Genomic DNA, 25,875 nt, shown 5'->3' on the forward strand with positions numbered 1-25,875 from the left:
CGTTCTCAGATCGCCGAGCCGACCTCATGCCGGTCCGATACCGCTGTCGCCGGTGGGCTGGCCGTGCGTCCCCGACGCACCACCAGCCCGATCGCGATCACGGCCACGATCGCATAGACCACGCCGATCGCAATGGCCCCGCCGACCGTCCCGGCGGCCTGTCCGGCGATACCGTCGAGCACCACCATCACGCCCGCACCGCTGTAGGCGAACGCGGAGAACAGTGCCGCCACACGGCCCTGCTCGAGCGCGGAGAGTCCGACGGTGATGTAGGCCAAGGCCACTCGGTAACCACCGGCCTGTCCGATGCCGCCGATGACCGTGCCCAACAGGATCACCTCGAGCCGGCCGAGCACCAGACCCACCACCGCGATCGACCAGCCGACGACCAGCAGGGCCCCGACGGTCGGCAGGGTCGTGACCATCCGCACGCCGACCCCGGCGAGGCTCGCGGACATCGACACCAGCAGACACGCGCCGCCCACGCACTGCGCGACGAGGAGCGAATCGCTCGCGCCGGTCGCCAGGATCGCGTTGGGCATCGCCCCCACCGCGAGCGCACCGATCGCCCACGCCAGCGCGCCGATGAGATAGGCGCCGGGATCACGCTTGCGCGGGGTGGTGACCGCCACGTCGAGGTCACCGGTGAGCGCAGACGAGGGTGCCGGAGTCATGGCGTCGTCGACCGGCAGCGGATCACTCGCGGGCGCAGTGAGTTCGGGCCTGAGGAGATCAGGTGCCGCCCGCAGTCCCGCGAACAGGAACCCGAGACAGATCGTCATGGCCACGGCATGGATCGCGTACACCGTGATCAGCTGCCAGGGCAGGAACACCGCGATCGCGATCGCGGCGACGAGCCCGGTGCCGGCACCGATGAGTGAGCCCGACGCGATGAACGACCGGCCGCGCTCGCCGCGCGCAGCGACCATGATCGCCGCGGCGGCCCCGGTACTCAGTGCCACCGAGGCGCCGGTGAGAAACCGCCCCGGGAAGAGGAGCCACTCCACTGAGGCGCCCACGATCTGGAGGAGATCGCCGACGATCGCCGCGAGAAAGGCGATGGGCAGGACCTTTCGGCTGTGACGGATGAGGGGACCTCGGGCCGAGATCAGCAGGATGAGGATCAGTGCGGCGAAGTACGTGGCGAACAGCACCGACGCCGCCGCGGGCCCGAACCCGTGTGTGTCCATGTAGCCGGGCAGCAACGGCGTCATCGCATTGGAGCCGCAGATCGCGAGGATGAACCCGACCCCGGATGCCCCGGAGAGCAAACGGATTCCGGGATCAGGACGCATGGGGGTTCGCATACGCCGTACTCAATCCGATGGCTGTAACCGGAGGGCAACCTGGTCGTGGCGGCCGTATTGCGCACCTCTGCAACCGGATGCCGGGTCGCTGACCTGCCGTGATGGTTCCGACGGCGCCGACCCCGCCGGTCGTGCGTGGCTCAGCCCACCGGGCGGAGCCCCGAATATTTCTCCGCCACCCGAGGCGGCGTCATCTCTCGCACGCTCGTGATCCCGGCGGTCGACGCTTCGGTGGTGGCGTCGGGATCGTCGATCTCCCAGTCGAGGAAATCGTGGAGATCGCCTGCCATCTCGACGATGACGTCCCGGAGTTCGAGCGGCTCGAGCCAACGATCGGGAATCACACCGACGCCGTCGCGGGCACCGAGGAGATTGCCGGTGATCGCTCCGGTGGAGTCGGAGTCGCCGTCGTGATTGACCGCGATCACCACCCCGTCCTCGAAGTCCCGTGCGACGAGTGCGCAGTAGATCGAGATCGCCAGGGCTTCCTCACCCACCCACCCTTCGCCGAGTCGCGCGATGGCCTCTCGGTGCGAACAGTCCGACGCGGCGAGCGCTTCCGCCGACTCGATCGCGGCAAGGGTCTCCTCGTGGTCGGGCCGCACGCGCAGGACGGCCTTCGCCTCGGCCAGGGCCTCGTCGAGCGTCGCGCCGGTCACGAGGTCCCGGATCAGAACCGCGAGAACGCCTGCGCTGAGTGATCCGGACGGGTGCCCGTGGGTCAGCCCCGCGAGAGCGGCACCGAGATCGAAGGTGCCGGCCGGCGACCAGTCCGCGCGCGCCGCGAACAACCCGACCGGGGCGACACGCATTACCCCGCCGCACCCCTTGCTGTCGTTCGACGCGGGTTCGCCCGGCCGCATGGTCCTGCGTAGAGCGTCGAGGCACGTGTTGCCGGGGGCACGCCGGCTGTGCAGTTCCCGGTGGCTCATCAGCCAGCTCGATCGCTCGCTCATCGGGAGCACGCCGTGCCGCGGGTGCCCGCCCTGCGTGATGAACCACCGCAGATATGCCCGCGCGGTCATGGCGGCGTAACAGGAGACGCCTCCCGCACAGTCACGAACCCATGCTCTGAGCAGGCCCTCCGCGGTGAACAGGGTCATCTGGGTGTCGTCGGTGATGGTGCCCAGCCCGCCGTACGCCTCCGCGTACGAGGTGATGCCCGGCTCCCCGAACCGCTCGACGATGCCATCGCGCGACAAGAACTCGACCGACCCGCCGAGCGCGTCGCCCACCGCACCCCCGAGCAGACATCCCACATACTGATCCATCGTCGGCCCCCTGCACTTCCCACGGCGTTCCACCCATGTTCACACGCGCGGCCGAGATTCGCCCGGTGGACGGCCCTGGTCGACGCGAGGTGACACCAGTCGAACATCCGTGCGAAAATGTCCGGGTGGGTATGCAGTGGATTGGCGGCGACAACGGCCAACCACACCGACCGGCGTTCGTGCGGGTCGGCCACAAGGCGGTGCTCATCGATCTGGGCGCCCTCTACCCCAACGCACCCCACTTCACCGGCGAGTATCACCCCGACGGCCTGCAGATCAGGTCCGTGCACCTCGGCGTGCTCACCGAGTGGGGCCGGGACGAGTGGGGGGCCTGGTTCGGCAAGGTGACCTACACGATCACCGCCAAGGACCGGCAGGAGAAGGTCACGCACTGGGTGCCCTCGTGGGCGTTGCGGCCCGCCGGCGATCCGCCGGTGTCCCGTTGCTGAGCCACCCCGGTCTGTCTCGGCGATCGCCGAGGCGGCACCGGCGCGTTCCTCCGGCACAGCCGACGGGCGTCACGCGCCTACGGCAGGTCCACCTTGCTCGCCAGCCAACGGCCGTCGACGTTCTCCATGGTCATCAACACACGGCTTCGGTCGACGCGCGGTTCCGGGCTCGCGGTGTTGGTGATCGACTGATCGACGAACAGCATGACCACCACCCGCTGGGTCGTCGCCGACTTCACCCCGGCGTCGATGACGACGCCCTTGCTGGTGGCCTTGTTGTCGACGAGCATCTGCTTCAGCTGACTACTCGATCGTGAGTACATGTCCTTGAACTCCCCGGTCGCACCGCCGAGCACCTCGGTGAAGTTCTGGTCGATGCTGGCGGAGTCGATGCTGGTCAGCGTGACGGCGTAGTCCTTGGCGGTGGCCACGGCCTGCTGCTCGGCCTGGTTGATCGCATGGTTTTCGTAGAGCGTCCAACCCGCGTAACCCCCACCGGCGAGCAGGGCGACGATCGCGAGGACCGCGACGATCCGGCGAGGGTTCAACAGACCGGCCAGTCGCCCCGCACGTATCACGGGACGTCGACGCGGCGTGGCCTTCTTCGCCGTGGTCTCGTTCGCCGTGGTCTCGTTCGCCGTGGACTCGTTCGCCGTGGTCTGTGGTGCGTCCGACGCCTCGGCGTCGCCGACCTCGATCTCGGTGGTCTGCGCGGCAGTCCCGGTCGAGACGTCGTCGACCGCCGATTCTTCACGGGATCGTCGGGACCCGCCCCCGCCCACGGGAGACTTCTTCACGACGTCCTTGCCCCGTGGCGTCTTGGTGCCGGTCGTCTTGTTCGTCGTGGCAGTGCTCACGGTCTCACCTCTCGGTCGGATACGGATGGTCTAGTTGAAGTGGATGTCCGGACCGCCGAACGGTGTCGGAATGGTCTGCGGCCCACGCGGAGTCGGGTCGGTTCGGGCGTGGGGATCGCTGCCGGGTCTCGGCAGGTTCGTGTCGTCTCCCGGCGGTCGTGGCGCCGCACCCGCGCCGCGCGGAAGGAGTTCGGTGTTCTTGCAGTGCGTGTTGAGGAATGGCTCCGGGAAGTCCGGTCGTGACGGCGCCGATCGCGGAAGGTCGTAATCGCATGGGACGCGCGGGAAGACGTCGACACTGCCCCACAGGCCGCCGTCGCGGAAAGCTGTGCTGATCGCGTCCAGTGCCGACCCGGAGCGCTGCGTCGGGAAGAAGAACTCCCGCAGTGCCGGGACGCGCAGGTACGCCATCTGCGACACCGTGACGAGGTTGCCCAGCAACTGGACCATCGTCGGCGAGTTGTCGGTGAACAGCTGATCGACGTCGCGCAGTGTGGCCGGCGTCTGATCGAGCATCTGGCGGAAGCCCGCGTCCATGGAACCCACACCGGCGAGCGAGGATCGGAGGTTGCCCGCGGTCGCCCGCAGACCGGGAGCCGTGTCCGCGAGTGTGGTGAGCACGACCTTGCTGGTGCGGATGACATTGACGGTCTGTGGCAGCACCGAATCCAGCGTCGACACGAGGAACGTTCCTCCTCGCACGATGTCGCGCAGCTTCTGCGCGCCTTCCTCGCCGGTGCCGAGCTCGTCCATGATGAGCGTCAGCTGGTCGGTGTCGATCTGTGCGAGAGCAGGATCCATGTTCTCCAGCAGCGTGGCCATCGGCACCGGGGTGGTGGTGCGCTTCTCCTCCACGACCGTCCCGTCGGTGATGAACGGTGCCGAATCGGTGGACGGCCGGAAGTCGAGGAACTGTTCGCCGGCCGGCGACAGACTCGACACCCGGACCTCCCCGTCGGCCGGGATCTTGATTCCTGCGTCGATGGTGGCGACCACGTGCACCCCGTCGTCGTCGATGCGCACGGCGTCGACGCGGCCGACCGGCACGCCGCGCAGCGTCACGTCCTGATTCGGCAGCAGGCCACCGGATTGCGCGAGTTCGACCTCGACGCGGATGTGCGACGCGGTCGGATCACGCTGCAGGGTGTCGAGCATCAGGTATGCGACACCGACGACAAGAATCGTCAGGAGACCCAGCACCGACAACCAGTTTCGACGACGGCGGCCCCAGTCCACCGCGGCGACGATGCCGCGTGCTCCGGTCTCGACGAAGCCGGGGCGCGCGCTCATCGCGGAGCCCCCGGCTCGACGTGCTGCCGCAATCGCATCAATGTGAGCGACAGCGATCCGACGAACTGCTCCCAGTCACGAACATCCGGGAGGCGCGACCCCGGGTCACCGCGATGATTCGGATCGTCGAAGGCGCCGATTGCGAACTGGGAGATCGCGACATCCGTGTGCCCCGAAGTCGCGTTGGTCAGTTTGACGATCGGACCGAGGAGGCGGTTGACCGCGTCGAGGCTGGCCCCGGGTGCCGTGGCCGCGGCGTTCAGCGACGCGGCGATCCGGTTGATGTCGTCCATCATCCCGCCGGCGGCGGTCCCCTTCACCGAGGGGAACGCGCCGAGTTGCCGGATGACCCGGTCGACCTGTTCGACGGTCGCCAGGATCGACTGCGTGTTGTTCGCCACCGTCCACAGCGCGGGTCCGGCGGCCTCGAGGGCCGAGTCGATGGTCTGCTGCCGCGCCGACACCGTCGACGCCAACCGACTGGCCGCGCCGAGGACGGCCTCGATCTCGCCGGTGCGCTCCGACAGCGAGGAGACCAGCACCGTCGACTGCCGGACGAGCGCTCCGAGCTGCTGCCCGTCGTCGCCGAGCGATTCGCCGAGGCCGTTGACGATGTCGGTCAGACTGCGAATCGCGCCGCCGTTGACCAGCATCGCGGCCGTCGACAGCACTTCCTCGACCGTCGCGCCGGCCGACGTGCGGTCGGCCGGGATGACGTCGCCGTCATCGAGCAGGGCGGCGCCCGTCTCCGGTTCGGCGGGCGGCTCGAGCGCGACGAACACATCACCCAGCGGTGTGGCCGAACGCAGTTCGGCCCGGGTCCCGTCCGGTAGACGGGTACCGTCGGCGATCCGCATGCCGACATCGGCGAGGTAGTTGTCCACCTCCATGGACTCCACGAATCCCACGTCCGCGCCCAGGAGGCGAACCTTCGCCTTCGCCGGGAGGTTCAGCGCGTTGTCGAACTGCGCCGTCAACGTGAAGCCGTCTCCGCTGGTACCTGGCGCCGGAAGCGGGATCTGTCCCAGACCCACCGAACACCCGGTGAGCACACAACACATCAGGAACACGGTGGCGGCGGCCACCGTCGAACGAATTCGCCTCACCGCGTTCATTTCTGCCCGACCCCCGCCATCGCCGCCAGCATGGCCGTCACCCCGAAGTCCGGCCCGAAATCCTGCGGCTTGCCGGTGTTGCACCCGAGGTCCTTCAGGTTCGCCAAGTTGCAGACCTCTTTGAGGACCTGCTGGTCGAAGAGGATCCGGTCGGCGAAGGTGTGCACCCGGATGGTGCCGTTCGGCTGGTCGATCGCGTTGTACGCGTTGTTCATCAGCATCGGTGTCAGGTTCAGGAACTCTGACAGCTCGCGCTGATAGTCGGAGAGCGTCCGGGTGACGGTGGTCGTGTCGCGCGCCGCGTTCCGCAGCGGAATCCGGTTCTCCTCGAGCAGTTCCGAGGTCTTGGCGAGGATCTCGTTGAGTTTCGCGCCGGTGTTGCCCTGGCCCAGTCGCTGATCGGCGATGACCTGGCTCATTGCACGGAGGCTTCCGCCGAACTCGCGGATCGTCTTGTCGTTGTTCGCCGCGGCTTCGGTGAGGACGTCGAGGTTGTCCACGAGTCTGACGATCGCCTCGCGGGTGGCGCTCGGATCGGCACCGGTGCGCAGGGCCTTCGACAACTGCCCGAGTGCGTCGCGCAGCGCCGGACCGTTGCCGTCCAGGGACTCCGAGGTCACTGTCAGCATGTCGGCGATCGGTCCCCCACCCTTGCCGTCGCCGCCGAGCTGACCGGCCAGGTTGTCGGTCATCGTGAGCAGGCGGTCGAATTCGATCGGGGTCCGGGTGCGGTCGAGGGGCAGGAACGCATCGGCCGACAGTTTCGGCCCACCGGAGTAGGCGGGGGTGAGTTCGACGTGCCGGTCGGTCAGTATCGAGGACGACACCGCCACCGCCTTCACCTCGAGCGGCAGTGCCACGTCCTCGTCGACCTCCATGGTGACGTCGACGACCGTGCCGCGGGGGCTGATGTCGGAGATGTGGCCGATCGTGATGCCCAGGACCGCGACCTTGTTGCCCTCGTACAGGCCTGCGGCGCTGTCGAACTGGGCCACGATCCGGTGTGAGCCGGCCGACGGGTTCCAGAGCGCGGCGACCGTGGCCGCGACCGCGACAGCGACAGCCGTCACCACCACCAGGGTCCGCATACGTGGTCGTCTCATCGGCAATCCTCGAAATACGTTGCGCGTCCGACTTGTTCGGCTCGACCACTCAGCGCGCACATCCACGAGTCGATGAGAAATCCTGCGGGTCCGGTGAAGTCGACATAGTTGCCGGATCCGGTCGCGTTGGTGAAGTTGCGTACCGGGAGCGGCAGAGCCTGCAGGGTGTTGCGAAGCAGGTCGTCGTGGCGGGCGAGCGCACCGAGCATCCCGTTCAGGTCCTCGATGAGCGCATCAAGCGCCGGACGGTTGACGACGGTGATGCGGTGCAACTGTGCGACGAGAGCAGTGGTGGCAGTGAACATCCCGGTGACGGCGTCCCGGCGGCGGGTCAACTCGACCATCAGGTTCCGACCCTGCACCATCAACGATCCGATGTTGCTCTCCTGATTCCGGATGACCGTGGTGACGCGTTCGGCGCCGGTGATCAGTTCGCCCAACTGGGTGCGCCGGGTCGCGATGATCTCCGACAGGGTGTGTGCGGTGGAGATGGCCTCCGGGACCACGGCCGGCGCCCCCTCGAGCTGCGTCGACAACGTGGTCATGGCATCGGCGAGACCGCCTGCGTCGACCTGCTCGAAGTTGGTGGTCGCATCCTCGATCGTCTCCTGCAGGTCGTAGGGAACCTGGGTGTTGCGCAGCGGAATCCGATCGCCGGCCAGCGATCCCGACCCCTCCGGGGTGATCGCGATGTACCGCGACCCGAGGATCGTGGTCAGTTTGATCGCAGCCTTGGTGTCGTTGCCGAGACGCACTCCGCGGTCGATGTTCATCGAGATGACGACCCGGTCGCCGTCGAGGCGCGAACCCTTGACCTCACCCACCGGCACGCCGGCGAGGGTCACCTGATCGCCGTTCCGGATCTCCCCTGCCTGCGCGAACTCGGCCTCGATGTTCTTCCGGCCGACGTCGATCGCACTGATCCCGACGACGAGCGCGACGACGAGGATGAGTACGCCTACGCCCCCGAGCCCGAGGTAGAGCGAGTTCCATTCGGCGATCGGCTTCCGGTGCGATCGTTCGGTCATGCGGCGGTTCCCTGACGTCTTCATGGCTGGCAGATCGGTGAGTACTTCGGCTTTCCGCCGGGCGTCGCCGCAGCGACGATCGCCGGGGCCAGCGGGGTGAGGAAGGGTACGAAGTCGGCGGGGTTGAGGTCACAGACGTAGGCACTGAGGAAGCTGCCCTCCTGGCTGACGCGGGCCATGCCCTTCAGGAGCAGCGGGACGTTGGCGCCCAGGTATTCGAACTCGGGCTTCTTCTCGGCGAAATGCGCGAGAAAGCCTGGCTGCCGGGTGAGGAAGGCATCCATCGACGGCGCGGTGTCGGACGCTATCTCCGCGAGGCGTCCACCCACTTCCGTCATCACGTCGGCCGTGCCGACGAGATCCTCACGGTGGGCCGCGAACGCCTCGAAGATCTCCTGGGCCCGTCCGATGACCTCCTGGATGCCGCCGGTCTGGCGGGACAGTCCGGTCAGCACCTTCCCGAGGTCGGTGATGACGTCGCCGAGCAATGCGTCCGGGCCCGCGAAGGATTCGGCCAGCGACGAGGTCTGGGCCAGCAGTCGGGTGATCGCGCCGGTCTCACCCTGCAGCGCCCCGACGAGCGAGCTCGACAGGTCGTTCACCTTGTCCGGGTCGAGAACGCTGAACAACGGCTCGAACCCGTTCAGCAGCGCGGAGATGTCGAACGACGGCTCGGTGTGGTCCACCGGGATCTCGTCACCGGGCTCCAGTGGCGCGGGAGAGTCGAACTGCCCCAACGACAATCCCAGATAACGCTGACCGATGATGTTCTGGTAGGTCACCGCGGCCTTGGTGTTGCCGCTCAGGTCCTGCCGGGCGTCGACGCGGAAATGGACGCGGGCGAGGTTGCCGTCGAGTTCGATCGAGTCGATACGACCCACCCGCACACCGGCCATCCGGACGTCGTCGCCGGTCCGGAGTCCGGACACATCGGTGAACACGGCCGAGTACTCCGACGTCGGGCCGGAGATGTCGCGACGCAGGGTGTTGATGATCGTCCACGTCAGCATCGTCGCGACGACGAGGAACACCGACAGCCAGATGATCGACCTGCGATAACTCATCGTCCTCCCTCCGTCCGCCGCTGACCCGGCGTGCCCTCGGGCTTCTGATCGGGCTTGCGTCCCGGCTTCTCGACCTTGATGTCACTTCCGCGCAGCAGCGGTCCCAGCAGTAGCGCGGTCACCTCATTGGCGCCCGGCCCCAACAGCTTCCGCAGCGCTTCGATCTCGGCACGGCTGCCGACGGGCCCGACGTTGCCGCCCATGAGCCCGGCCGGCGGCCGGTAGTTCTTCGGCTGGAGCACCTGCGGCAGCGTCGGGCGCCCGACCGTTGCCGGTGCCCACTGACACGAGTTGCCCGCCATGTCGCCGTACCGCGGGCAGTCCGCCCGCGAGTACATCCGGTGCGGGGTGAGCGCCCACACGAAATGACCTGTACCGCGCTGCTTCTCCGGGTCCCAGAACTCCGTCATGAACTTCTCGGACAGGTTCGCGATCTTGACCGTGATCGGCGGCAGGGCGGGGCCGCCGTCGGCGAAGACGTCGAGGACGGGCGCGAGCGAACTCGTGATGGTGATCATCCGGTCGGTGTTGTTGTCCAGCGCGGTTTCCGAGGTGCCGAGCGTGTGCTGTCCGGCGCTGAGCAGATCGGTGAGCGCGGCCTGTTTCTCGGCGATGGTCTTCATCGGCACGATGGCGTGGTGGACGGCATCGAGCAGATCGGGGGCCGAACGCTGCAGACCTGTCATGGCCGTGGCCAGTTCGCTCAGACGCGAGCGGGTCTCACCGTCGTCGACGGCGCGATTCAGCTCGGTCATGATGGTGACGAGTTGCCCACCGGCGGTGCGGATCTCGGCCCCCTGACTACGGGTGGCGGTGGCGAGCGCGGCCAGCACGCCGACCGTGTCGTCGCGGCGGTCGCGTCCCATGGCGTCGACGATGTCACGCAGCTTGGTCAGGACGGTCTGGAGTTCGATGGTCGACCGACTGGTGTCCGCCTGGACGGTGTCGCCGCTCTGGATCGGCCGGCCGGCCCGATCGGGGTGGTCGAGCAGCTGCACCGACGACACCGCGAACACGTTGCTCGGTACCACCCTAGCGGTGACTGTGTCCGGAACGCCCTGTGCGCCGGCGGGATCGAGTGAGAGCGTCACCCGGTTGGGTCCGCCGTCGGCGCCCGGCTCGACGCCGGTGACGAAGCCGACGAGACTGCCGCGGAATTTCACGTCGGATTTGGTCGGGATGCCGTCTCCGACGTCGGTGAGGAGCGCGGTGACGGTCACGCGATCGTCGAGTGCGCCCGTCGACTTGAGGAGCAGCGCGGCCACGACGATGCCGATCACCGCGACCCCGATCAGTCCGCGCACGAGCAACGTCGTGTCCGACGGTGACCCCGGTTCGGACTCGAGAGAGATCGTCCGCATGCTCACCCGCCGAGCCTCGATCCTGAACTGACGCCCCAGAAGGCAAGGGTCAACAGTAGATTGACGACGATCATCGCGCTGATACCCAGACGCATCGCACGTCCCACGGCGACGCCCACTCCCTGGGGACCGCCGCGCGCGTAGTAGCCGTAATAGCACTGGATGGTCGTCGTGATGGACACGAACACCACCGCCTTGATGACCGAGTAGATGATGTCGGGTCCGGACATCACCAGGTGGAAGTAGTGCTGGTACGTGCCGATCGACACCCCGCCCGCGAGTGCGACCACCCCCTGGACCACCACGTAGCTCAGGACCAGGCACATCACGAACAGCGGGATGACCGCGATCACCGACGCCACCAGTCGCGTGCTGACCAGATACGGCACGGAACGGATGGCGAGGGTCTCCATCGCGTCGATCTCCTCGGTGATCCGCATGGCCCCGAGCTGTGCGGTGAAGCGGCATCCGGCCTGCGAGGCGAATGCCAGGGCCGCCATGATCGGTGCGAGCTCACGGGTCGACGCCGACGCCGAGATCAAGCCGGTCGCCTGCCCGAGACCGAGCATGCGCAGCGCGTTGTACCCTTCGATCCCGACGATGGCGCCGGCGCTCGCACCGAGGACGAGGATGACGCCCGCGGTGCCGCCGCCGACCACCAGGGAGCCGTTGCCCCAGGTCACATCCGACAGGATGCGCAGGAACTCCTTCGGATAGTGGCGCAGCATCGCCGGGATGCCGACGATCGCCCTGCCGAGGAACGACAACATGTGCCCGATGAGCCGGATCGGCCTCGTCACGGAGCCATAGACCGAGATCAGCGGCCGCACCCCGGGCGGGTAGTACGGGGCTGCCGCCCTCGACGCGCCCATCAGAACGACGCCCGGGGGAAGACCATCACGTACATCTGCGTGAAGGCCACGTTGACCAGCATCAACAGCATGATCGAACCGACGACGGTCGAGTTCACCGAGTTGGCGACCGCCGCTGGTCCACCGCTGGTGCTCAACCCCTTCTGACACGCGACGATCGCGACGATCATGCCGAACACGAGCGCCTTGACCAGGGTCAGGACCATGTCGCCGACGGTGGCGAAGGACGCGAACGTCGCCACGAAACTGCCTGGCGCACCGTCCTGTACGTAGACGTTGAACAGGTATCCGGCAACGAATCCGACGAAGGTCACGATGCCGGTGAGTGCGGTGCCGACGACCATCGCGGCCGCCAGTCGCGGCACGACGAGACGACGAACCGGCGACACCCCCATCACCCGCATCGCATCGATCTCCTCGCGGATCGTGCGCGAACCGAGATCGGCGCAGATGGCCGAACCCACAGCTGCCGCCATCATCAGCGCGGTGACGAGCGGGGCACCCTGTCGGATGACCGCCAGCCCGCTGGCCGCACCGGCCAGTGACGTCGCACCGACCTGCCCGGCGAGCAGACTGAACTGGATCGCGAGCGTGACCCCGATCGGGATCGCGACGAAGAAGGTCGGCACCAGTGCCGTGTTCGCCATGAACACCGACTCGCGGATGAATGCCTCGAGCGGGAACCGGCCGCGCACCAGATCGGCGAAGAGATACCGGAAGGACTCGATCCCCAGCTTGATCTGCTCACCGACGGTGATGAACGACTGGCCGGGGTGGCGGCGCACATACCCCGCCGACCAGTCGGCGATATCCGTTGCCGCGCTGCCTGTTTGAAAGTCCGCCTGGGACGAATCCGGCTCGGGTCGCGGTGCGGCCCGGCGTGCGGCGATGCTGTCGTCTCCCCCGGTCAACTCAGCTCCGATCCTGACCTGTGGTCACCCGATCAGCTACCTGAAACGGGTAATCCATCTAACTCATTGCACGGTATCAGCTCTGCCATGAGAGGCAAGTCACAATGGCGAATCGAGTTGCCCCGACCGTCCCCCGGTCAGCCACTGGCAGTTCACCTCAGCGAGGCAGTCCCAGTCCCCGCTCGGCAACCAGATTGCGCAGCACCTCGTTGGTTCCGCCCGCGATCGTGAACGCACGGGCATACAGGAACGCGTCCTGCCACCAGCCGTCGGCGAGCGCGGCGGGATCACCCTCGACGCGGACGGAGTCGCCCGCCTGGACCGACATGCCGTACTCGGCCAGCGCCAGGTTCGTCTCGCCGAAGAAGATCTTCGACAGCGCAGCATCGGCGGCATCACCGGTCCCGGCGACCGCCCGCGACTCGCCGTACGCCGACAGGAGCGCGTTGACCTGCACGGCAGCCGCCAGCCGGCCGACCTCCCGGCGCACCTCACCTCGGTCGATCAGCCGCGCGTCGTCGCGGGTCGTCGACGACACGAGGTCCACCAGGTCGTCGAGCGCGCGGAACAGGGTGACGCCGCCACCTGCGCTCGACCGCTCCCGCGCGAGGCTGGAGGTGGTCACCATCCAGCCCTTGTTCTCCTCACCGATGACGTTGTCCACCGGCACCTCGACACCGTCGAGGAAGATCTCGTTGAAGTCCGCCGTCCCGGTGATCTCGCGCAGCGGCCGCACCTGAACACCCGGACTCTTCATGTCGATGGCAAATGCCGTGATGCCCTTGTGTTTCGGCGCCTCGGGATCGGTCCGGGCCAGCAGATAACCCCAGTCGGCGTGGTGCCCGTTGGTCGTCCACACCTTCTGGCCGTCGACGACGAAGTGGTCACCCTCCCGACGCGCACGCGTGTGCAGGCCTGCGAGATCGCTACCCGCACCGGGTTCGCTGAACAACTGGCACCAGATGTGTTCGCCCGATCGGATCCGTGGCAGGAAGAAGGCCTTCTGCGCCTCGGTACCGAAGTCGATGATGGCACTTGCCGCGAGCAGACCTCCGCCGACCGGCATCGGCGCCCCGGCCCTGGCGAGTTCTTCGGAGACCACCGCCTCGTGCCGCGGATGCGGATCGGGCAGTCCGCCGTACTCGACCGGCCAGGTGACACCCAGCAACGCTCGGCCGTACAGTTCCGCGGTCCACTCCCGCAGCGCCGGGATCTCCGACGCCTCGGGAGCACGGACCCCGGCCTTGTGGGGACGTCGAGGCGCGTTACCGGCGCAGAGTTCGCGCACGCGGCTGCGGAGGTCGTCGAGTTCGGGGTCCTGTCCGAGTCTCACGGTGAAACCTTCCCGGGGAGATGTCGTTCTGTCTACACTGTGACGTGTCTCAATCAGTGAACTGTATCGCTACGTCAGGTTTCGCCACGGAGGATTGATGGATTTCGAGTTGTCCGACGAGCAACGTGCGATCCGGGATTCGACGCGCTCACTATTGCAGCGTCATCCCGGTGCCGCACGTGCCGTCGCGGATTCGCCCTCCGGATTCGACACCGGATTGTGGCGCCAGGGAACAGAACTCGGCTGGTCCGCGCTCGCGGCCCCCGAAGAACTCGGCGGCCTCGGCCAAGGCGTCGTCGACTTGACTGTCGTCGCGATCGAACACGGCCGGTTCGTCACGGCGTCACCGTTCATGCCGACGGTCGCGGTTCTCGACGCACTGCTGCACAGCGGTCAGCCGGAACGCCACGACGCACTGGTCGAGAAGCTGATCGGGGGCGAGTCCTCGGCGGCCTGGGCGTTCACCGAGCCGCACCGATCACCCACCGTCGACGCGCTGCAGACCAGCGCGCGCTCCGCCGACGGCGGCTACCGGCTCACCGGCGAGAAGGTCACCGTCGCCGATGCGTCCGCGGCGGACGTACTGCTCGTCGATGCGGTTCTCGACGGCCGACCCGCGCGGTTCCTCGTGCCGCGTGATGCGTCCGGGGTCAAGATCCGGCGCATCGAATCCCTCGACATCACGCGTGAGCTCGACGACGTCACGTTCGACGACGTCCACGTCGATCACGATGGAATCGTCGGAAGCCCGGACTCCACACGCGCGGCGATCGAGCGCACGCTCGCGCTGATGACCGTGCTCGCGTGTGCCGAGCTCGTGGGCGTCGGCGAGTATCTCCTCGAGACCTCGGTGGAGTACGCGAAGGCCCGCGAACAGTTCGGTGTCCCGATCGGCAGTTTCCAGGCGGTCAAGCACAAGTGCGCCGACATGCGCATGTGGGTGCAGGCGTCGAGGGCAGCCACACTGCACGCGGCCATGTCGCTCGATGCCGAATCGCGCTCGACGTCCAAGGAGACGACCAAAGAGACCGCGAAGGCCGTGAGCGTTGCCAAAGCGTTTGTCTCCGAATCGATCTGCAAGACCGCGGGCGAAGCTCTCCAGGTACACGGCGGTATCGGTTTCACCTGGGAGCACGACCTGCACCTCTACATCCGCCGCGCACGCGCCGATGCCGCGCTGTACGGCGACGCCGACCACCACCACCGGGCGTTGTGCGCGCTGTTGGAGTCCCGGTGAACCTGAGCGAGATAGCCGCCGCGCATCCCGACAAGGATGCGATCGTCCTGGCCGACGGATCGGCACGGGTCAGCTTCGCCGACCTCGACCGACGTTCGGTACGACTCGCCGACTTCTTTGCCGCACAGGGACTCGCTCCGGGCGACCACATCGCGATCGTGATGGAGAACCGGCCCGAGTTCCTCGAGGTCGCCTGGGCCGCACAACGTTGCGGCCTGATGTACACCCCCGTCAACTGGCACCTCACCGCGGCCGAGGCCGAATACGTGGTGAACGACTGCGGCGCCCGCATGCTGATCTCCGGGGCGGGCGTCGGCGGCCTCGCGGCGAGGATCCTCGCGGGTGCGCCCGGCGTCGAGACGGCCATCGGTGTCGGCGGCCCCATCGACGGGCATCTCGACTACGAGAGCATCGTCGAGGGGCCCGCCGCGCCTGTCGCCCACGAGCCGGTCGAGGGGTACTACTTCTTCTATTCGTCGGGGACGACCGGTCGCCCGAAGGGCATCGAACCCACGCACGACTTCCCGCCGTTCGGCACGGGGCTGGGTCTCGACCACATGATGCCCGCCTACGGCGTCGATTCGTCGACGGTCTACCTGTGCCCGGCTCCGCTGTATCACGCGGCTCCACTGGGATGGTCGCTGGCGATGCAGCGTCAGGGCGCGACCGTCGTCGTCATGCCGTCGTTCGATGCGCAGCAATGCCTCAGCGCGATCGAGGAACACTCCGTCACCCACGCGCAGTTCGTGCCGACCATGTTCGTGCGGATGCTCAAACTCGATCCCGCGGTGCGTTCCCTGTTCGACGTGACGAGTCTGCGTCTCGTGGTGCATGCGGGCGCGCCGTGTCCGGTGCCGGTCAAGCAGCAGATGATCGAGTGGTTCGGACCGGTCCTGTTCGAGTACTACTCGGGCAGCGAGGGCAACGGGATGACGGCCATCACCTCGCCGGAGTGGTTGTCCCATCCCGGATCGGTGGGCCGCGCGGTCTACGGCAAGGTCCACATCGTCGACGACGCGGGCACCGAGCTCCCCACCGGGGAGGTCGGGACCGTCTACTTCGCCGGCACGCGAGAGTTCCGGTACCTCAACGATCCGGCCAAGACCGAGGGCGCCCGCAACCAGCGCGGATGGCAGACCATCGGCGACCTCGGACATCTCGATGCCGACGGCTACCTGTACCTGTCCGACCGGCGCAGCGACCTCATCCTCTCCGGAGGAGTCAACATCTACCCGCAGGAGATCGAGAGCGCACTCATCATGCATCCCGCGGTCGCCGATGTCGCCGTCATCGGCCTCCCCGACGACGAGATGGGCGAACGGGTCCACGCAGTCGTCGAACTCGCCGAAGGTGTGACCGCCGGCGACACGGTGGCCGACGCACTCATCGCACATTCTCGAATCCACCTGGCGGGCTTCAAGCAGCCGCGGTCGATGGACTTCGTCGACGAGGTGCCGCGCACCCCAGCCGGAAAGCTGTTGCGGCGCAGACTTCGGGAGGCGTCACCGGCGTCCTGAGCCGATTGATGTCGCACGCGATGTCAACCCGCCACTGCGACATCGGTCGACGTCGCAGCTGCCGATCGATGTCGCACGCGACTTCGATTACCGCCGCGGTGCTGACGAGCCACGACGGGGCTACGACCGCGCGATCAGCTCCCGGATCTGTGTACGCAGATCGGGTTTGCGCACCTTGCCGCTTGCAGTCCGGGGCAGCGTATCGACGACCTCGAGCCGTTCCGGCATCTTCTGCCGCGCCAGTCCGCGGGCGGTGAAGTGGTCCCGGATGGCGTCGAGGTCGAGGCCGGCTCCGGGCCGCAGGACGACGAACACGCACACCTTTTCGCCGTAGCGTTCGTCGGGCATGCCCACGGCCGCGACCTCGGCGATGGCGGGATGCGCCAGCAGTGCATCCTCGATCTCCTTCGACGAGATGTTCTCGCCCCCGCGGACGATGATGTCCTTCTTGCGGTCGGTGATCGTGAGATAGCCGTCGGCGTCGAGGTGTCCGATGTCGCCGGTGCGGAACCAGCCGTCGGCGAAGCTCGTCGCGTCGAGCGTGGCGTCGGTGTATCCGAGGAATTGTTCCGGTCCACGGACCAGGATCTCACCGTCGACGCCGGGTTCGACGTCCTGATCGGCGTCGTCGACGACCCTCACCCGGGTACCGGGGGTGATGCGACCGTCGGTGGTGGCGCGCTTCTCCAGCGGGTCGTCCGACGATCCAGAGGAGATGGTGGGGTGTTCGGTGGAGCCGTAGCAGCGGAATGCCCGGACACCCAGGCCGTCTGCGCGACGGATCAGATCCGCGGCCACATTGGCAGCGCCCGTCGTGTATTCGGTGAGGCAGGAGACGTCGGCCCCGGATTGTGCTGCGGCGTCGAGAATTCCGGCCAGATGAATCGGCGCACCGGCCGACGACTCGATACGATGAGTCGCAACCAGTTCCGCGGCCACCATCGGGTCCCAGGCGTCCATGAGGACGGTGGTCGCGCCCCGGCCCAGCATCCGCAGGATGCCCAGCACACCGGCGATGTGGCCCGACGGGAAGACTGCGAGACTGCTCACCTCAGGTCCCCGGCCGCGATGTTCCTCCATGGACCTGACCTCGGCGAGCAGCGTCGTGTGACTGTGCTGCACGCCCTTCGGGTCCGCGGTGGTGCCCGACGTGTACACGAGCAGGGCACGTTCGGCGGGTGAGCCGGGTTCATAGGGCTCGAACGTGGCGAAGTCATGCGACGACAAACGCCCGAAGTCGGCGGCGCCGTGCACCGCATCGGCGCCCGACTCCCTGACGACGAACAGATTCTGCATCGTCGGTATCGCGGCCGCGGCGTCGAACAGAGGAGAACAGTCCCGCCCCCGCCAGGCTCCCGGACCGATGTACACCTTGGCCGCCGACTGCCGGAGTATGAACGACAGTTCCGCCGGGCCGTAGATCGAGACGATCGGCAGCACCGTGGCGCCGAGGAGCCAGGCCGCCGAATGCGAGACCACACACTCCCGCCAGTTCGGCAGCTGGACGGCGATCACGTCGCCCGCACCGATCCCGTGTTCGCGCAACGCCGCAGCCACCGCACGAGCCTGGTCGTACAACTCCGCGAGGGTTGTCGTGTCGACCGGACGCACGGCACTGTGGAACACGACCTCGGTGGATCCGTGGTTCTCCGCGGTCGTCCGGATCTCGTCCGGCAGGGAAGCCGTGCCTGTCACCTGTGGTCTCCTCGCTGGTGTCACCGTGTCAACAACATGCAGCCGGCGATGGGACCGCCACCCACCGACACCGCCGCAACCTCCGGTGGTTTGGGGATCTGGCGGTCGCCGGCGAGTCCACGCAGCTGCGTGCACGCCTCATGCAGCACCCAGTACCCGTGCATCCGGCCCGCCGACAACTGCCCGCCGTAGGTGTTCAGCGGCAGTTGACCGTCGCGCCGGATCCGGCCGCCGCCGTCGACGAACGGCCCGCCCTCGCCGTCTTCACAGAAGCCGAGGGCCTCCAGCCAGGCGAGGGTCAGGAAGGTGAAACCGTCGTACAGTTCGGCGATGTCGACATCGGCGGGGGTCAGATCGGTTCGGCTCCACAGCCTCGACGCGGCCTCGGTCGCGGCCATCTTCGGGTAGTCCGCTCGCTGGGTCCATCCACCGACGCCACTCGCCCCGCCGATCGCGGCGACGTGGATGGCCGGATTCGGCGAGGACGATTCGTGGTCACGATGAGACACCACAACCGCGATCGAACCGTCCACCGGGACATCGCAATCCAGCAACCCAAAAGGAGTCGACACGGTGCGGGCCCCGAGATAGTCGTCCATGGTCATCGCGTCGCGGAAGACCGCTGCCGGGTTGAGCGCCGCGTTGGCCCGGGCGTTCAGCGCGATCGCACCCAGTTGCTCCCGAGTTGTACCGAATTCGTACATGTGGCGTTGGCAGTGCATGGCCAGCCAGTTGGCAGCCGAATATGCGTCGGCAGCAAGCAGGTACGGTACATCGCTCATCACCGGCCGGGGGTCGCGCCGTGGGCGGGGCTTGTCTCCGGACCGTGTGGGGCGGTCGACGGTCCCGCCCATCATCTGCACCGTCCGATAGACCAGGACATGGCGGGCACGCTTCTCGCCGACGGCCACCGCGGCCTGCTGCACCGGCGCCAGGAGCCCGGCGTCACCGTAGGGGCCGCCGAGTCTCTTGGGCTCGATGCGCAATTGCTGTGCGGTCTCGTCCGCGGGTACGTCTCCGAGGGTGAGGATCGCGTCGATGTCCTTCGGTTCGAGCCCGGCGTCGGCGATCGCGGCCGACACGCTCTGCATCGTGAGATCGATTCCGGGCGTGCCGGTTTTGCGCCCGATGTCGGAGATGCCGATGCCGGCGATGATGGCGTCCTGTTCCGGATGGGAGGTCACTGTGCCGTCACTCCGGTCTCTCCGCCCCGGTACCGCGGTCTGTCGGTGTGAACACCGGGACGAACAGCTCACCGGCCGGCTCATCTCGTGTCGTCGCAGGCTCGAAGGCCGCCACGACCCGCATACCGATCTTGACGTCGTCGGGGGCACACCCCACGACGTTGCCCGGCACCCGCAGACCGGGCTGGTCGTCGAGCTCGATCAACGCGATCACGTACGGGGTGGAGATGTCGGGACGGTAGCGCTGCACGTTGACGGTGAAGGTGAACACGGTTCCGGTGCCGCCGGTGTCACGAAAGGTGGCCGGCCCCGCGCAGCCGGGACAGGCAGGCGCCGGCGGGAAGAACCAACGGCAACAAGACGCGCAGTAGGGCAACCGCAGAACGTTGTCCGCGCCGGCGGTCCAGTACTCGCGGTCGTCGTCGACGACCGAGGGGATCTGTCGCACCCCTCGACTCTCCGCCGTCACTTGTTCAACGGATCGCGCGGCAGCCCGAGGATGCGCTCGGCGATCTGGTTACGGGTGATCTCCGAGGTACCGCCCGCGATCGACATCCCGCGTGCCGCGAGGACCAGGAGACCGGTCATCTTGCCCGCACCCGAGAGGAAGGCGACGTCGGGACCGATGAGTTCGGCGGACAACCGTGCGCGGTCGCTGATGTGTTCGGCGAGAAGCAGTTTCGTCACATTTCCCTCGGGGCCCGGTCCGGCGTCGGCGACCGAGCGTGCCACCCGGCGCAGGTTCAGCAGGCGCAGCGCATCCTCGACCGCGAGGAACTCGCCGATCTTCACCGTCGATCCCTCGAGCCCGTCGGCGTAGCGCTCGGCGAGCTTGAGCATGTACGTCGCCGCTCCCTCACTGCCGGCCGTGCCGCCGCCGATGCTGACGCGTTCGTTGCCCAGGGTCGCGCGGGCGACCGTCCAACCGTCGTTGGGCTCGCCGACGACGTCGGCGTCGGGGACGAAGACGTCGGTGAAGAACACCTCGTTGAACTCGGCCCCGCCGGTGATCTGACGCAGCGGCCGGACCTCGACGCCAGGTGCCGACATGTCGATCAGCACCGCGGTGATGCCCTTGTGCTTCGGTGCTTGTGGATCCGTCCGCACCGTGGCGAGGCCGCGCTTGCAGAGATGGGCTCCGCTGGTCCACACCTTCTGCCCGTTGATCTTCCAGCCGCCGTCGACGCGCGTCGCCCGGGTCTTGACCGCTGCCGCGTCCGAGCCCGCGTCGGGTTCGGAGAACAGCTGGCACCAGATCTCGTCGCCGAGCAGTGCCGCCTTCACGAAGCGGTCGATCTGATCCTGTGTCCCATGCTGGATGAGGGTCAGGATGACCCAGCCGGTGATGCTGTACTCGGGACGCTTCACACCCGCCGCCGCCAGTTCCTCCTCGATGACGAGTTGCTCCACGGAATCGGCGGCGCGGCCCCACGGCTTGGGCCAGTGCGGCATCACGTACCCGGTCTCGATGAGCTTCTCCCGCTGTGCGGCTTCGCCTTCCGCCGCCGCGATGTCGGCGATGTCGGCCCGCACGCGCACGCGCAGCTCCTCCGCCTCGGGCGGCAGATCGAGACTGTTGGCCCGCGTGATCCCCGCCGACGCGAACGTGAACACGTCCCGGGCCGGCTCCTGCCCGCCGAACAGTCCCTTCAGAACCGTCGCGCGACGCAGGTGGAGATGGGCGTCGTGTTCCCAGGTGAAGCCGATCCCGCCGTGGACCTGGATGTTGAGCTCCGCGTTGGTCGAGTACGCAGGCAGCGCCAGCGTGACGGCCGATGAGGCGGTGAGGCCGAAGGCCTCCACCCCTTCGTCGGCGGCCCGCGCGGCATCCCACACGGCCGCGGTCGCGGCCTCCGCACCGACGAGCATGTTCGCGCAATGGTGTTTGACCGCCTGGAACGATCCGATGGTCCGGCCGAACTGTTCGCGGACCTTCGCGTAGGCCACGGCCGACTCGAGTGCGTCCTGCGCGCCGCCGACGGCTTCGGCTGCGGCGAGGGTTCGCGTGAGTGCCAATGCTGTCGAACCGATCCCGGCAATCCGGGTGACCGGGGTCTCGGCCAGCGTCACCTTCCCCGAGCGACGGGTCGGGTCCAGGTTGGGCTTCGTCTCGACCGTCACCCCGCTCGCGGACGACTCGACGAGCAGTACGTCATCACCGGCGATGAGCAGGAGTATGTCCGCGAGCGGCGCACCGAGCACCGCACGCGCCTTTCCGGACGCGGCGTCGTCGGTGGCATCGAGGGACGGCGCGAGTCCGACACCGGCAGTGACCGATCCGTCGACCAACCCGGGGAGCCACCGACCACGCAGCTGCGCGTCGGCGTACCCGAGGACGGCCGAGGCGATCACGGTGGGCAGGAACGGGCCCGGCGCCACCGCCCGGCCGAGTTCTTCGGTGACGACGACGAGTTCGGCGATGCCGAACCCCGACCCGCCGTACTCCTCGGCGACGTGCAGACCGAGCCAGCCGACGTCGGCGATCTCCTTCCAGAAGGTGGGGCGCTGTTCCTCGGGCGCGTCGAGGAGAGCACGGGCCTCGGCGCGCACCTTGCGCTCGATGGTGAAATCACGGACCACCGAACCGAGTTCGACGTGGTCTTCGGTCAAGGCGATGCTCATTGCTGCTCCCGGGCTCGGTTCTCTGGATGCGATCGGTGCTCGTCGGTGAGCGGTGGCCAGGTGCGTTCGTAGAGCGCACCTGAGGCGACGCGCATCAGGTAGTCGTCGCGCTGGACCGATCGCCACATCTGCGCGACGTAGTCGCCGACGTCCACCGTTCCGTCGATGGTGCGGCGCGCCAGTTCCGCACGCCCGGCCTCGATGCTCTCCGGCTCATCTCCGAGAAGTGCGGCAAGCTCGGCGCGTTCGTCGCTGTCGAGATCGTCGCCGACCCGGTCGCATTCCTTGAGGTACTTCACCAGTCGGGCCGCACCCTTGGTCCAGCGCGCGGCGAGTGGGTCACCGGCCTGCCGGGCGGCGGCACGCAACACCTCGAGAGTGGCTTCGAAGACGTGCTGGTTCGCGGCATCGCCCGGCCGGGGCGCGAAGTCGAGTCGCGCCATGTCCAGTCCGGCCGCATGCCCGAGGGCCTCGATGAGCAACCGGCGGTGGAACATCCCGTAGATCAGGTTGTTCCCCGCATCGGGTGAGCCGACGACGAGAGCACCCCGGCGATCGTCGGCACCGCCGTGGAAGGTCGTCATCTTGGCCTCGGCCAACAGCCGGTAGTACCAGACACGCTGCACGTCGATCGTGGTGCCGGTGAGCTCCTCGTATTCGGCGAGGCGGTCCGGGAAATGGGTGAACGGGTCCTGCGCACTGCGCAGCGAGAGCCAGGCGATGTCGTCCATCGGGTCGCCGAGGTGAGCCAATTCCCAGTCGACGATCGCGGTGACCTCGCCGTCGGCGTACATGAAGTTGCCGGGACCGGTGTCGCCCTGAACGAGGACGGGCGGACCGTCGTAGGTGGGTTTGTTGCGTTCGAGCCAGTCGACGCAGAAGGCGAGCAGCGGGGCGGGCGCCGACTTGCGCTCCATCCGCGCCCGGATGCCGGCGAGTTCGTCGTCGAGGTGTTCGGTCACCGACTTCACCGGACCGAACGATGCGATGGCGAGATCGCGCGGGTCGAGCCGATGGATGGCTGCGAGTTTGGTGATGAAGTCCCTGGCCACGACGACCTGCTCGTCCGGGTCGGTGATGAGATAGAACCAGGTCTCGCCCCCGACGCGCTCGAGCAGGACCGCCTGAAGCGACGGGTGCGAGGCGACGACGCGCGGCACGCACGCACCCGCGTCGTTCAGCGCGGCCATGATCTCGGCCTCCATCGACAGTGGATGGAAGGCGCTGCCCGGCTTGGGTTCTCGTGGGTCATAGCGGAGAAACAGTGAACCACCGGTCACACCGTGTGCGTCGACGAACCACGCCTGGCGACTGGCACCGCCGGGCACCTGCTTGGCAGTGATGTCCTGCGCACCGGTCACCTCGACGATCCAGGCCCGCAGTTCGTCGGGCAGGCCCTTCGGAGGTCGCTTCGTCGGCTCGGTCGACTTCTTCTCGGTCGACTTCTTCTCGGGAGACTTCTCGGTCACCTCCGCTGCCGTCATCGACCCTCCCGGTTGCGCGCCTGCGCCTTCTCCAACTGCGCCTTTTCGAACCAGGCACGGACTGCGGCCTTGTGCTCGTCGGTCATCCCCGATAACACCATCTGCTCACTCTCCAGCGGGAGCGCTTCGGACAAACTCATCGACGTCGCGCGCAACACGTTGCCCTTGGTGGCGGCCCAGGCCTGACGCGGCCCACCCGCGATGGTGGACGCCCAGTCGAGGGCCGCCCCGGCGAACTCGCCGGCGGACACCACCCGGTTGACCAGCCCCCACTCCAGGGCCTGGGGCATGAGCATGGGTGCCCCGGAGGTCAGGAACTCCACCGCTCGCGACGGTCCCAGGAGACGGGTGAGGAACCACGTCCCGCCGAAGTCCCCGGAGAATCCGAGGTCGCCCCAGCCGGCGACCAGCTTGGCCGATGAGGCCGCGATCCGCAGGTCGGTGGCGAGCGCGATGGACAGGCCCGCACCCACCGCCGCACCCGGCAGCGCCGCGATCGTCACCTTGGGCATGTCGTGCAGGAGCGTCGAGATGCGGGCGTTGTGGGTGAGTCCCGCGGCCCGTTCCGCCACCGTCCCGCCGGCGTTCTCGACCTTGCGGCGCACGTCGCCACCGGCACAGAACGTCGAGCCCGTGCCGGTGATCATGACCGCGCCGATCTCGGGGTCGTCGGCGAAGGCCTCCAACAGTCGCGGAACCGCCTCGTACATCCCGGGATGCAGCGCATTGCGGCGGTCGGGACGGTCGAGAATCACCAGTCCGACACGGTCGACGATCGAGGCGGCGACCACGTCGGTGCCGGTCTCGACCGCGACGCCGCCCCGCCGGGCGGCCAGCTCGGCGAGGTCGGCAGTGTCATGTATCGACGCCGTCACCGCGCGGCCTTCACGCCCGGGCCGGTCCCGTACAGGAGTTCGCGGTGCCGGCTCATCATCTCGACCGCGCTGCGCTCCAACGCTTCCGACGGGCGCGGGAGAATGACCGGGCCCAGCTCGCGGCTGGGGAGAGCGACCGTCGCGGTGGCCGGGGCGGTCACCTCGCCCCGCTGGTTGGTGGCCCGGAACTCGAGGTCGACGTGGCCGGTGCCGTCGACGACTCGCTTGCCGACGACTTCGCCGGTGATGATCTGGGTGTCACCGATGTAGTTGAACTTCCGCATCTCGTCGTGCTGGCGGACCAGCCAGCCGTCGTCGCCCATCCAGTCGGTGACGAAGTGGGTCAACCAGCACTCGCGCGTCACCCCGTAGTCGTAGGCCATCGGGTTGCCGATCGACTGTGACCATTCGTTCTCCCAGTGGAGCCGTTGTGCCACATCGGGTATCCCGGCCGCGTTCTTGATGTAGAACTTGGGCTTGCGCTGCCGGTTCTCGTAGCCGAGACGCCCGTGCGCGATGCCGTAGGGGGCGAAACCGTAGCCGCCGGAATGAAAGCAGATGACGTCGGTGAGCGTGAGCGGGCCCTTGGCCATCGGGAGCAGCTTCTCCCCTACCTCGACGTCGTCGAACCACCGCTTCTGCGCTCCGCGAGGGCCTTCGGCCGCATAGATCTCGTCGATCTCGGCGATCTGCTCGTCGGTGTACGACGCGGGTTCGATACTCATGTTCTTGCCGCGCTCACGCGACTTCTTGCGCTCGGTCGCGATGAGGATGACGCGGTCGATGGATACCACCTCGGCCCGCTGGTTGACGCGCACCGTACGCAGCACCCGGATCACCGAGCGCCCGGCGAACTCGCTGGTCTTCTCCTCGATCGATTCGAGCCCGCCGAAGCCGTAGAGCTCGTCACCGGGCAGGACGGGGCGAAACCACTCGCTGGTCTGCCCGGACACGAACAGGTGGACACCGGAGAAGAGTCGCTTGGTGGCCTGTCGGATGTCCTCCGGGATCGGATCCCCGAGCAACTTACGGGACAGTGCGATCGGCATCATCGGCGGGGCGATCTGACTCCCCCACCGGGTCCGCGCACCGTAGGCCGGGTCGGTGAAGAGGGGATTGTCGTCGCCATAGGCCCGGGTGAAGTTCTTCAGGGCGTCCGGTGTCGCCACGGAATAGAATTCGTCGATGCTCTTCGGAGCCTCGAGGCCGAGCAGCAGCTTGGCCGCCTCGATGTCCTCGTCCTTGATCGGATGATCGAAATCTGCTGCGGCGTCGCCTTTGTGGGCTGTCTGGGTCATGA

22 protein-coding genes are annotated in these 25,875 nt (G+C 67.7%); 3 read left to right on the forward strand and 19 right to left on the reverse strand.

What is annotated here, in order from left to right:
* Window positions 1-5 precede the first annotated feature (5 nt).
* Together H1R19_RS19745 and H1R19_RS19750 are read right to left on the reverse strand one after the other, a co-directional pair.
* Window positions 6-1,295 (reverse strand): MFS transporter, encoded by a 1,290-nt coding sequence (locus H1R19_RS19745; RefSeq protein ID WP_244970770.1) that lies wholly within the window; start codon window positions 1,293-1,295, stop codon window positions 6-8.
* Window positions 1,296-1,447: 152 nt separating this feature from the next.
* Window positions 1,448-2,578 (reverse strand): ADP-ribosylglycohydrolase family protein, encoded by a 1,131-nt coding sequence (locus H1R19_RS19750; RefSeq protein ID WP_219849892.1) that lies wholly within the window; start codon window positions 2,576-2,578, stop codon window positions 1,448-1,450.
* Window positions 2,579-2,709: 131 nt separating this feature from the next.
* Here H1R19_RS19750 and H1R19_RS19755 point away from each other — a divergent pair, with 131 nt between their 5' ends.
* A complete protein-coding gene (locus tag H1R19_RS19755; RefSeq protein ID WP_188331432.1) occupies window positions 2,710-3,027 on the forward strand; it encodes a hypothetical protein in 318 nt (105 codons plus the stop codon).
* Between the two features lie 77 nt (window positions 3,028-3,104).
* Here H1R19_RS19755 and H1R19_RS19760 read toward each other — a convergent pair whose 3' ends face one another.
* From H1R19_RS19760 to H1R19_RS19805, 10 genes are all read right to left on the reverse strand, one after another.
* A complete protein-coding gene (locus H1R19_RS19760; RefSeq protein ID WP_188331294.1) occupies window positions 3,105-3,884 on the reverse strand; it encodes a tetratricopeptide repeat protein in 780 nt (259 codons plus the stop codon).
* Window positions 3,885-3,914: 30 nt separating this feature from the next.
* Entirely contained in the window at window positions 3,915-5,174 is a 1,260-nt protein-coding gene (locus H1R19_RS19765; RefSeq protein ID WP_219849893.1) for an MlaD family protein, read from the reverse strand.
* Entirely contained in the window at window positions 5,171-6,289 is a 1,119-nt protein-coding gene (locus H1R19_RS19770; protein ID WP_219849894.1) for an MlaD family protein, read from the reverse strand. Before H1R19_RS19770 ends, H1R19_RS19765 begins: the two co-directional genes overlap by 4 nt.
* On the reverse strand, window positions 6,286-7,392 hold the full coding sequence (locus H1R19_RS19775; protein WP_244970771.1) for an MCE family protein: 1,107 nt from the start codon (window positions 7,390-7,392) through the stop codon (window positions 6,286-6,288). The genes H1R19_RS19770 and H1R19_RS19775 overlap by 4 nt, the downstream gene beginning before the upstream one ends.
* A complete protein-coding gene (locus tag H1R19_RS19780; protein WP_219849895.1) occupies window positions 7,389-8,420 on the reverse strand; it encodes an MCE family protein in 1,032 nt (343 codons plus the stop codon). The genes H1R19_RS19775 and H1R19_RS19780 overlap by 4 nt, the downstream gene beginning before the upstream one ends.
* A 20-nt stretch (window positions 8,421-8,440) precedes the next feature.
* Window positions 8,441-9,484: an MlaD family protein gene (locus H1R19_RS19785; protein WP_219849896.1), complete on the reverse strand. Its 1,044-nt coding sequence runs from the start codon at window positions 9,482-9,484 to the stop codon at window positions 8,441-8,443.
* Complete coding sequence (locus H1R19_RS19790) at window positions 9,481-10,845, reverse strand: MlaD family protein (RefSeq protein WP_219851792.1); 1,365 nt, start codon at window positions 10,843-10,845, stop codon at window positions 9,481-9,483. The genes H1R19_RS19785 and H1R19_RS19790 overlap by 4 nt, the downstream gene beginning before the upstream one ends.
* A gap of 2 nt (window positions 10,846-10,847) precedes the next feature.
* Window positions 10,848-11,717 carry an MlaE family ABC transporter permease gene (locus H1R19_RS19795; RefSeq protein WP_188331300.1) on the reverse strand — a complete coding sequence of 290 codons (870 nt, stop codon included), beginning with the start codon at window positions 11,715-11,717 and terminating at the stop codon, window positions 10,848-10,850.
* On the reverse strand, window positions 11,717-12,628 hold the full coding sequence (locus H1R19_RS19800; RefSeq protein WP_219849897.1) for an MlaE family ABC transporter permease: 912 nt from the start codon (window positions 12,626-12,628) through the stop codon (window positions 11,717-11,719). The genes H1R19_RS19795 and H1R19_RS19800 overlap by 1 nt, the downstream gene beginning before the upstream one ends.
* A 157-nt stretch (window positions 12,629-12,785) precedes the next feature.
* Window positions 12,786-13,961, reverse strand: coding sequence for an acyl-CoA dehydrogenase family protein (locus H1R19_RS19805; protein ID WP_188331301.1), 1,176 nt, complete (start codon window positions 13,959-13,961; stop codon window positions 12,786-12,788).
* A gap of 97 nt (window positions 13,962-14,058) precedes the next feature.
* Here H1R19_RS19805 and H1R19_RS19810 point away from each other — a divergent pair, with 97 nt between their 5' ends.
* Together H1R19_RS19810 and H1R19_RS19815 are read left to right on the forward strand one after the other, a co-directional pair.
* Window positions 14,059-15,198: an acyl-CoA dehydrogenase family protein gene (locus H1R19_RS19810; RefSeq protein ID WP_219849898.1), complete on the forward strand. Its 1,140-nt coding sequence runs from the start codon at window positions 14,059-14,061 to the stop codon at window positions 15,196-15,198.
* Complete coding sequence (locus H1R19_RS19815) at window positions 15,195-16,715, forward strand: AMP-binding protein (RefSeq protein ID WP_219849899.1); 1,521 nt, start codon at window positions 15,195-15,197, stop codon at window positions 16,713-16,715. The genes H1R19_RS19810 and H1R19_RS19815 overlap by 4 nt, the downstream gene beginning before the upstream one ends.
* Window positions 16,716-16,835: 120 nt before the next feature.
* Here H1R19_RS19815 and H1R19_RS19820 read toward each other — a convergent pair whose 3' ends face one another.
* The 7 genes from H1R19_RS19820 to H1R19_RS19850 are packed head-to-tail and all read right to left on the reverse strand — an operon-like array spanning window position 16,836 to window position 25,873.
* Complete coding sequence (locus H1R19_RS19820) at window positions 16,836-18,410, reverse strand: AMP-binding protein (RefSeq protein ID WP_188331304.1); 1,575 nt, start codon at window positions 18,408-18,410, stop codon at window positions 16,836-16,838.
* Window positions 18,411-18,430: 20 nt separating this feature from the next.
* A complete protein-coding gene (locus H1R19_RS19825; protein WP_219849900.1) occupies window positions 18,431-19,594 on the reverse strand; it encodes a thiolase family protein in 1,164 nt (387 codons plus the stop codon).
* 7 nt (window positions 19,595-19,601) lie between these two features.
* A complete protein-coding gene (locus tag H1R19_RS19830; RefSeq protein WP_244970772.1) occupies window positions 19,602-20,042 on the reverse strand; it encodes a Zn-ribbon domain-containing OB-fold protein in 441 nt (146 codons plus the stop codon).
* A gap of 17 nt (window positions 20,043-20,059) precedes the next feature.
* On the reverse strand, window positions 20,060-22,216 hold the full coding sequence (locus H1R19_RS19835) for an acyl-CoA dehydrogenase family protein (RefSeq protein WP_219849902.1): 2,157 nt from the start codon (window positions 22,214-22,216) through the stop codon (window positions 20,060-20,062).
* Window positions 22,213-23,700, reverse strand: a complete 1,488-nt coding sequence (locus H1R19_RS19840; protein ID WP_219849903.1) for a phosphotransferase family protein — start codon at window positions 23,698-23,700, stop codon at window positions 22,213-22,215. The genes H1R19_RS19835 and H1R19_RS19840 overlap by 4 nt, the downstream gene beginning before the upstream one ends.
* Window positions 23,697-24,575 (reverse strand): enoyl-CoA hydratase/isomerase family protein, encoded by an 879-nt coding sequence (locus tag H1R19_RS19845; protein WP_219849904.1) that lies wholly within the window; start codon window positions 24,573-24,575, stop codon window positions 23,697-23,699. Before H1R19_RS19845 ends, H1R19_RS19840 begins: the two co-directional genes overlap by 4 nt.
* Window positions 24,572-25,873, reverse strand: coding sequence for an FAS1-like dehydratase domain-containing protein (locus tag H1R19_RS19850; RefSeq protein WP_188331310.1), 1,302 nt, complete (start codon window positions 25,871-25,873; stop codon window positions 24,572-24,574). Before H1R19_RS19850 ends, H1R19_RS19845 begins: the two co-directional genes overlap by 4 nt.
* Between the last annotated feature and the right edge of the window lie 2 nt (window positions 25,874-25,875).

The sequence above is a fragment of the Gordonia jinghuaiqii genome, assembly GCF_014041935.1.
Taxonomy (GTDB): Bacteria; Actinomycetota; Actinomycetes; order Mycobacteriales; family Mycobacteriaceae; genus Gordonia; species Gordonia jinghuaiqii.

What these genes read in the sequence shown, in the direction of transcription:
- H1R19_RS19745 (WP_244970770.1), bottom strand. Translation starts at nt 1,295, where the DNA reads ATGCGTCCTGATCCCGGAATCCGTTTGCTCTCCGGGGCATCCGGGGTC.
- H1R19_RS19750 (WP_219849892.1), bottom strand. Translation starts at nt 2,578, where the DNA reads ATGGATCAGTATGTGGGATGTCTGCTCGGGGGTGCGGTGGGCGACGCG.
- H1R19_RS19755 (WP_188331432.1), top strand. Translation starts at nt 2,710, where the DNA reads ATGCAGTGGATTGGCGGCGACAACGGCCAACCACACCGACCGGCGTTC.
- H1R19_RS19765 (WP_219849893.1), bottom strand. Translation starts at nt 5,174, where the DNA reads ATGAGCGCGCGCCCCGGCTTCGTCGAGACCGGAGCACGCGGCATCGTC.
- H1R19_RS19770 (WP_219849894.1), bottom strand. Translation starts at nt 6,289, where the DNA reads ATGAACGCGGTGAGGCGAATTCGTTCGACGGTGGCCGCCGCCACCGTG.
- H1R19_RS19775 (WP_244970771.1), bottom strand. Translation starts at nt 7,392, where the DNA reads ATGAGACGACCACGTATGCGGACCCTGGTGGTGGTGACGGCTGTCGCT.
- H1R19_RS19780 (WP_219849895.1), bottom strand. Translation starts at nt 8,420, where the DNA reads ATGACCGAACGATCGCACCGGAAGCCGATCGCCGAATGGAACTCGCTC.
- H1R19_RS19785 (WP_219849896.1), bottom strand. Translation starts at nt 9,484, where the DNA reads ATGAGTTATCGCAGGTCGATCATCTGGCTGTCGGTGTTCCTCGTCGTC.
- H1R19_RS19790 (WP_219851792.1), bottom strand. Translation starts at nt 10,845, where the DNA reads ATGCGGACGATCTCTCTCGAGTCCGAACCGGGGTCACCGTCGGACACG.
- H1R19_RS19795 (WP_188331300.1), bottom strand. Translation starts at nt 11,717, where the DNA reads ATGGGCGCGTCGAGGGCGGCAGCCCCGTACTACCCGCCCGGGGTGCGG.
- H1R19_RS19810 (WP_219849898.1), top strand. Translation starts at nt 14,059, where the DNA reads ATGGATTTCGAGTTGTCCGACGAGCAACGTGCGATCCGGGATTCGACG.
- H1R19_RS19835 (WP_219849902.1), bottom strand. Translation starts at nt 22,216, where the DNA reads ATGAGCATCGCCTTGACCGAAGACCACGTCGAACTCGGTTCGGTGGTC.
- H1R19_RS19840 (WP_219849903.1), bottom strand. Translation starts at nt 23,700, where the DNA reads ATGACGGCAGCGGAGGTGACCGAGAAGTCTCCCGAGAAGAAGTCGACC.
- H1R19_RS19850 (WP_188331310.1), bottom strand. Translation starts at nt 25,873, where the DNA reads ATGACCCAGACAGCCCACAAAGGCGACGCCGCAGCAGATTTCGATCAT.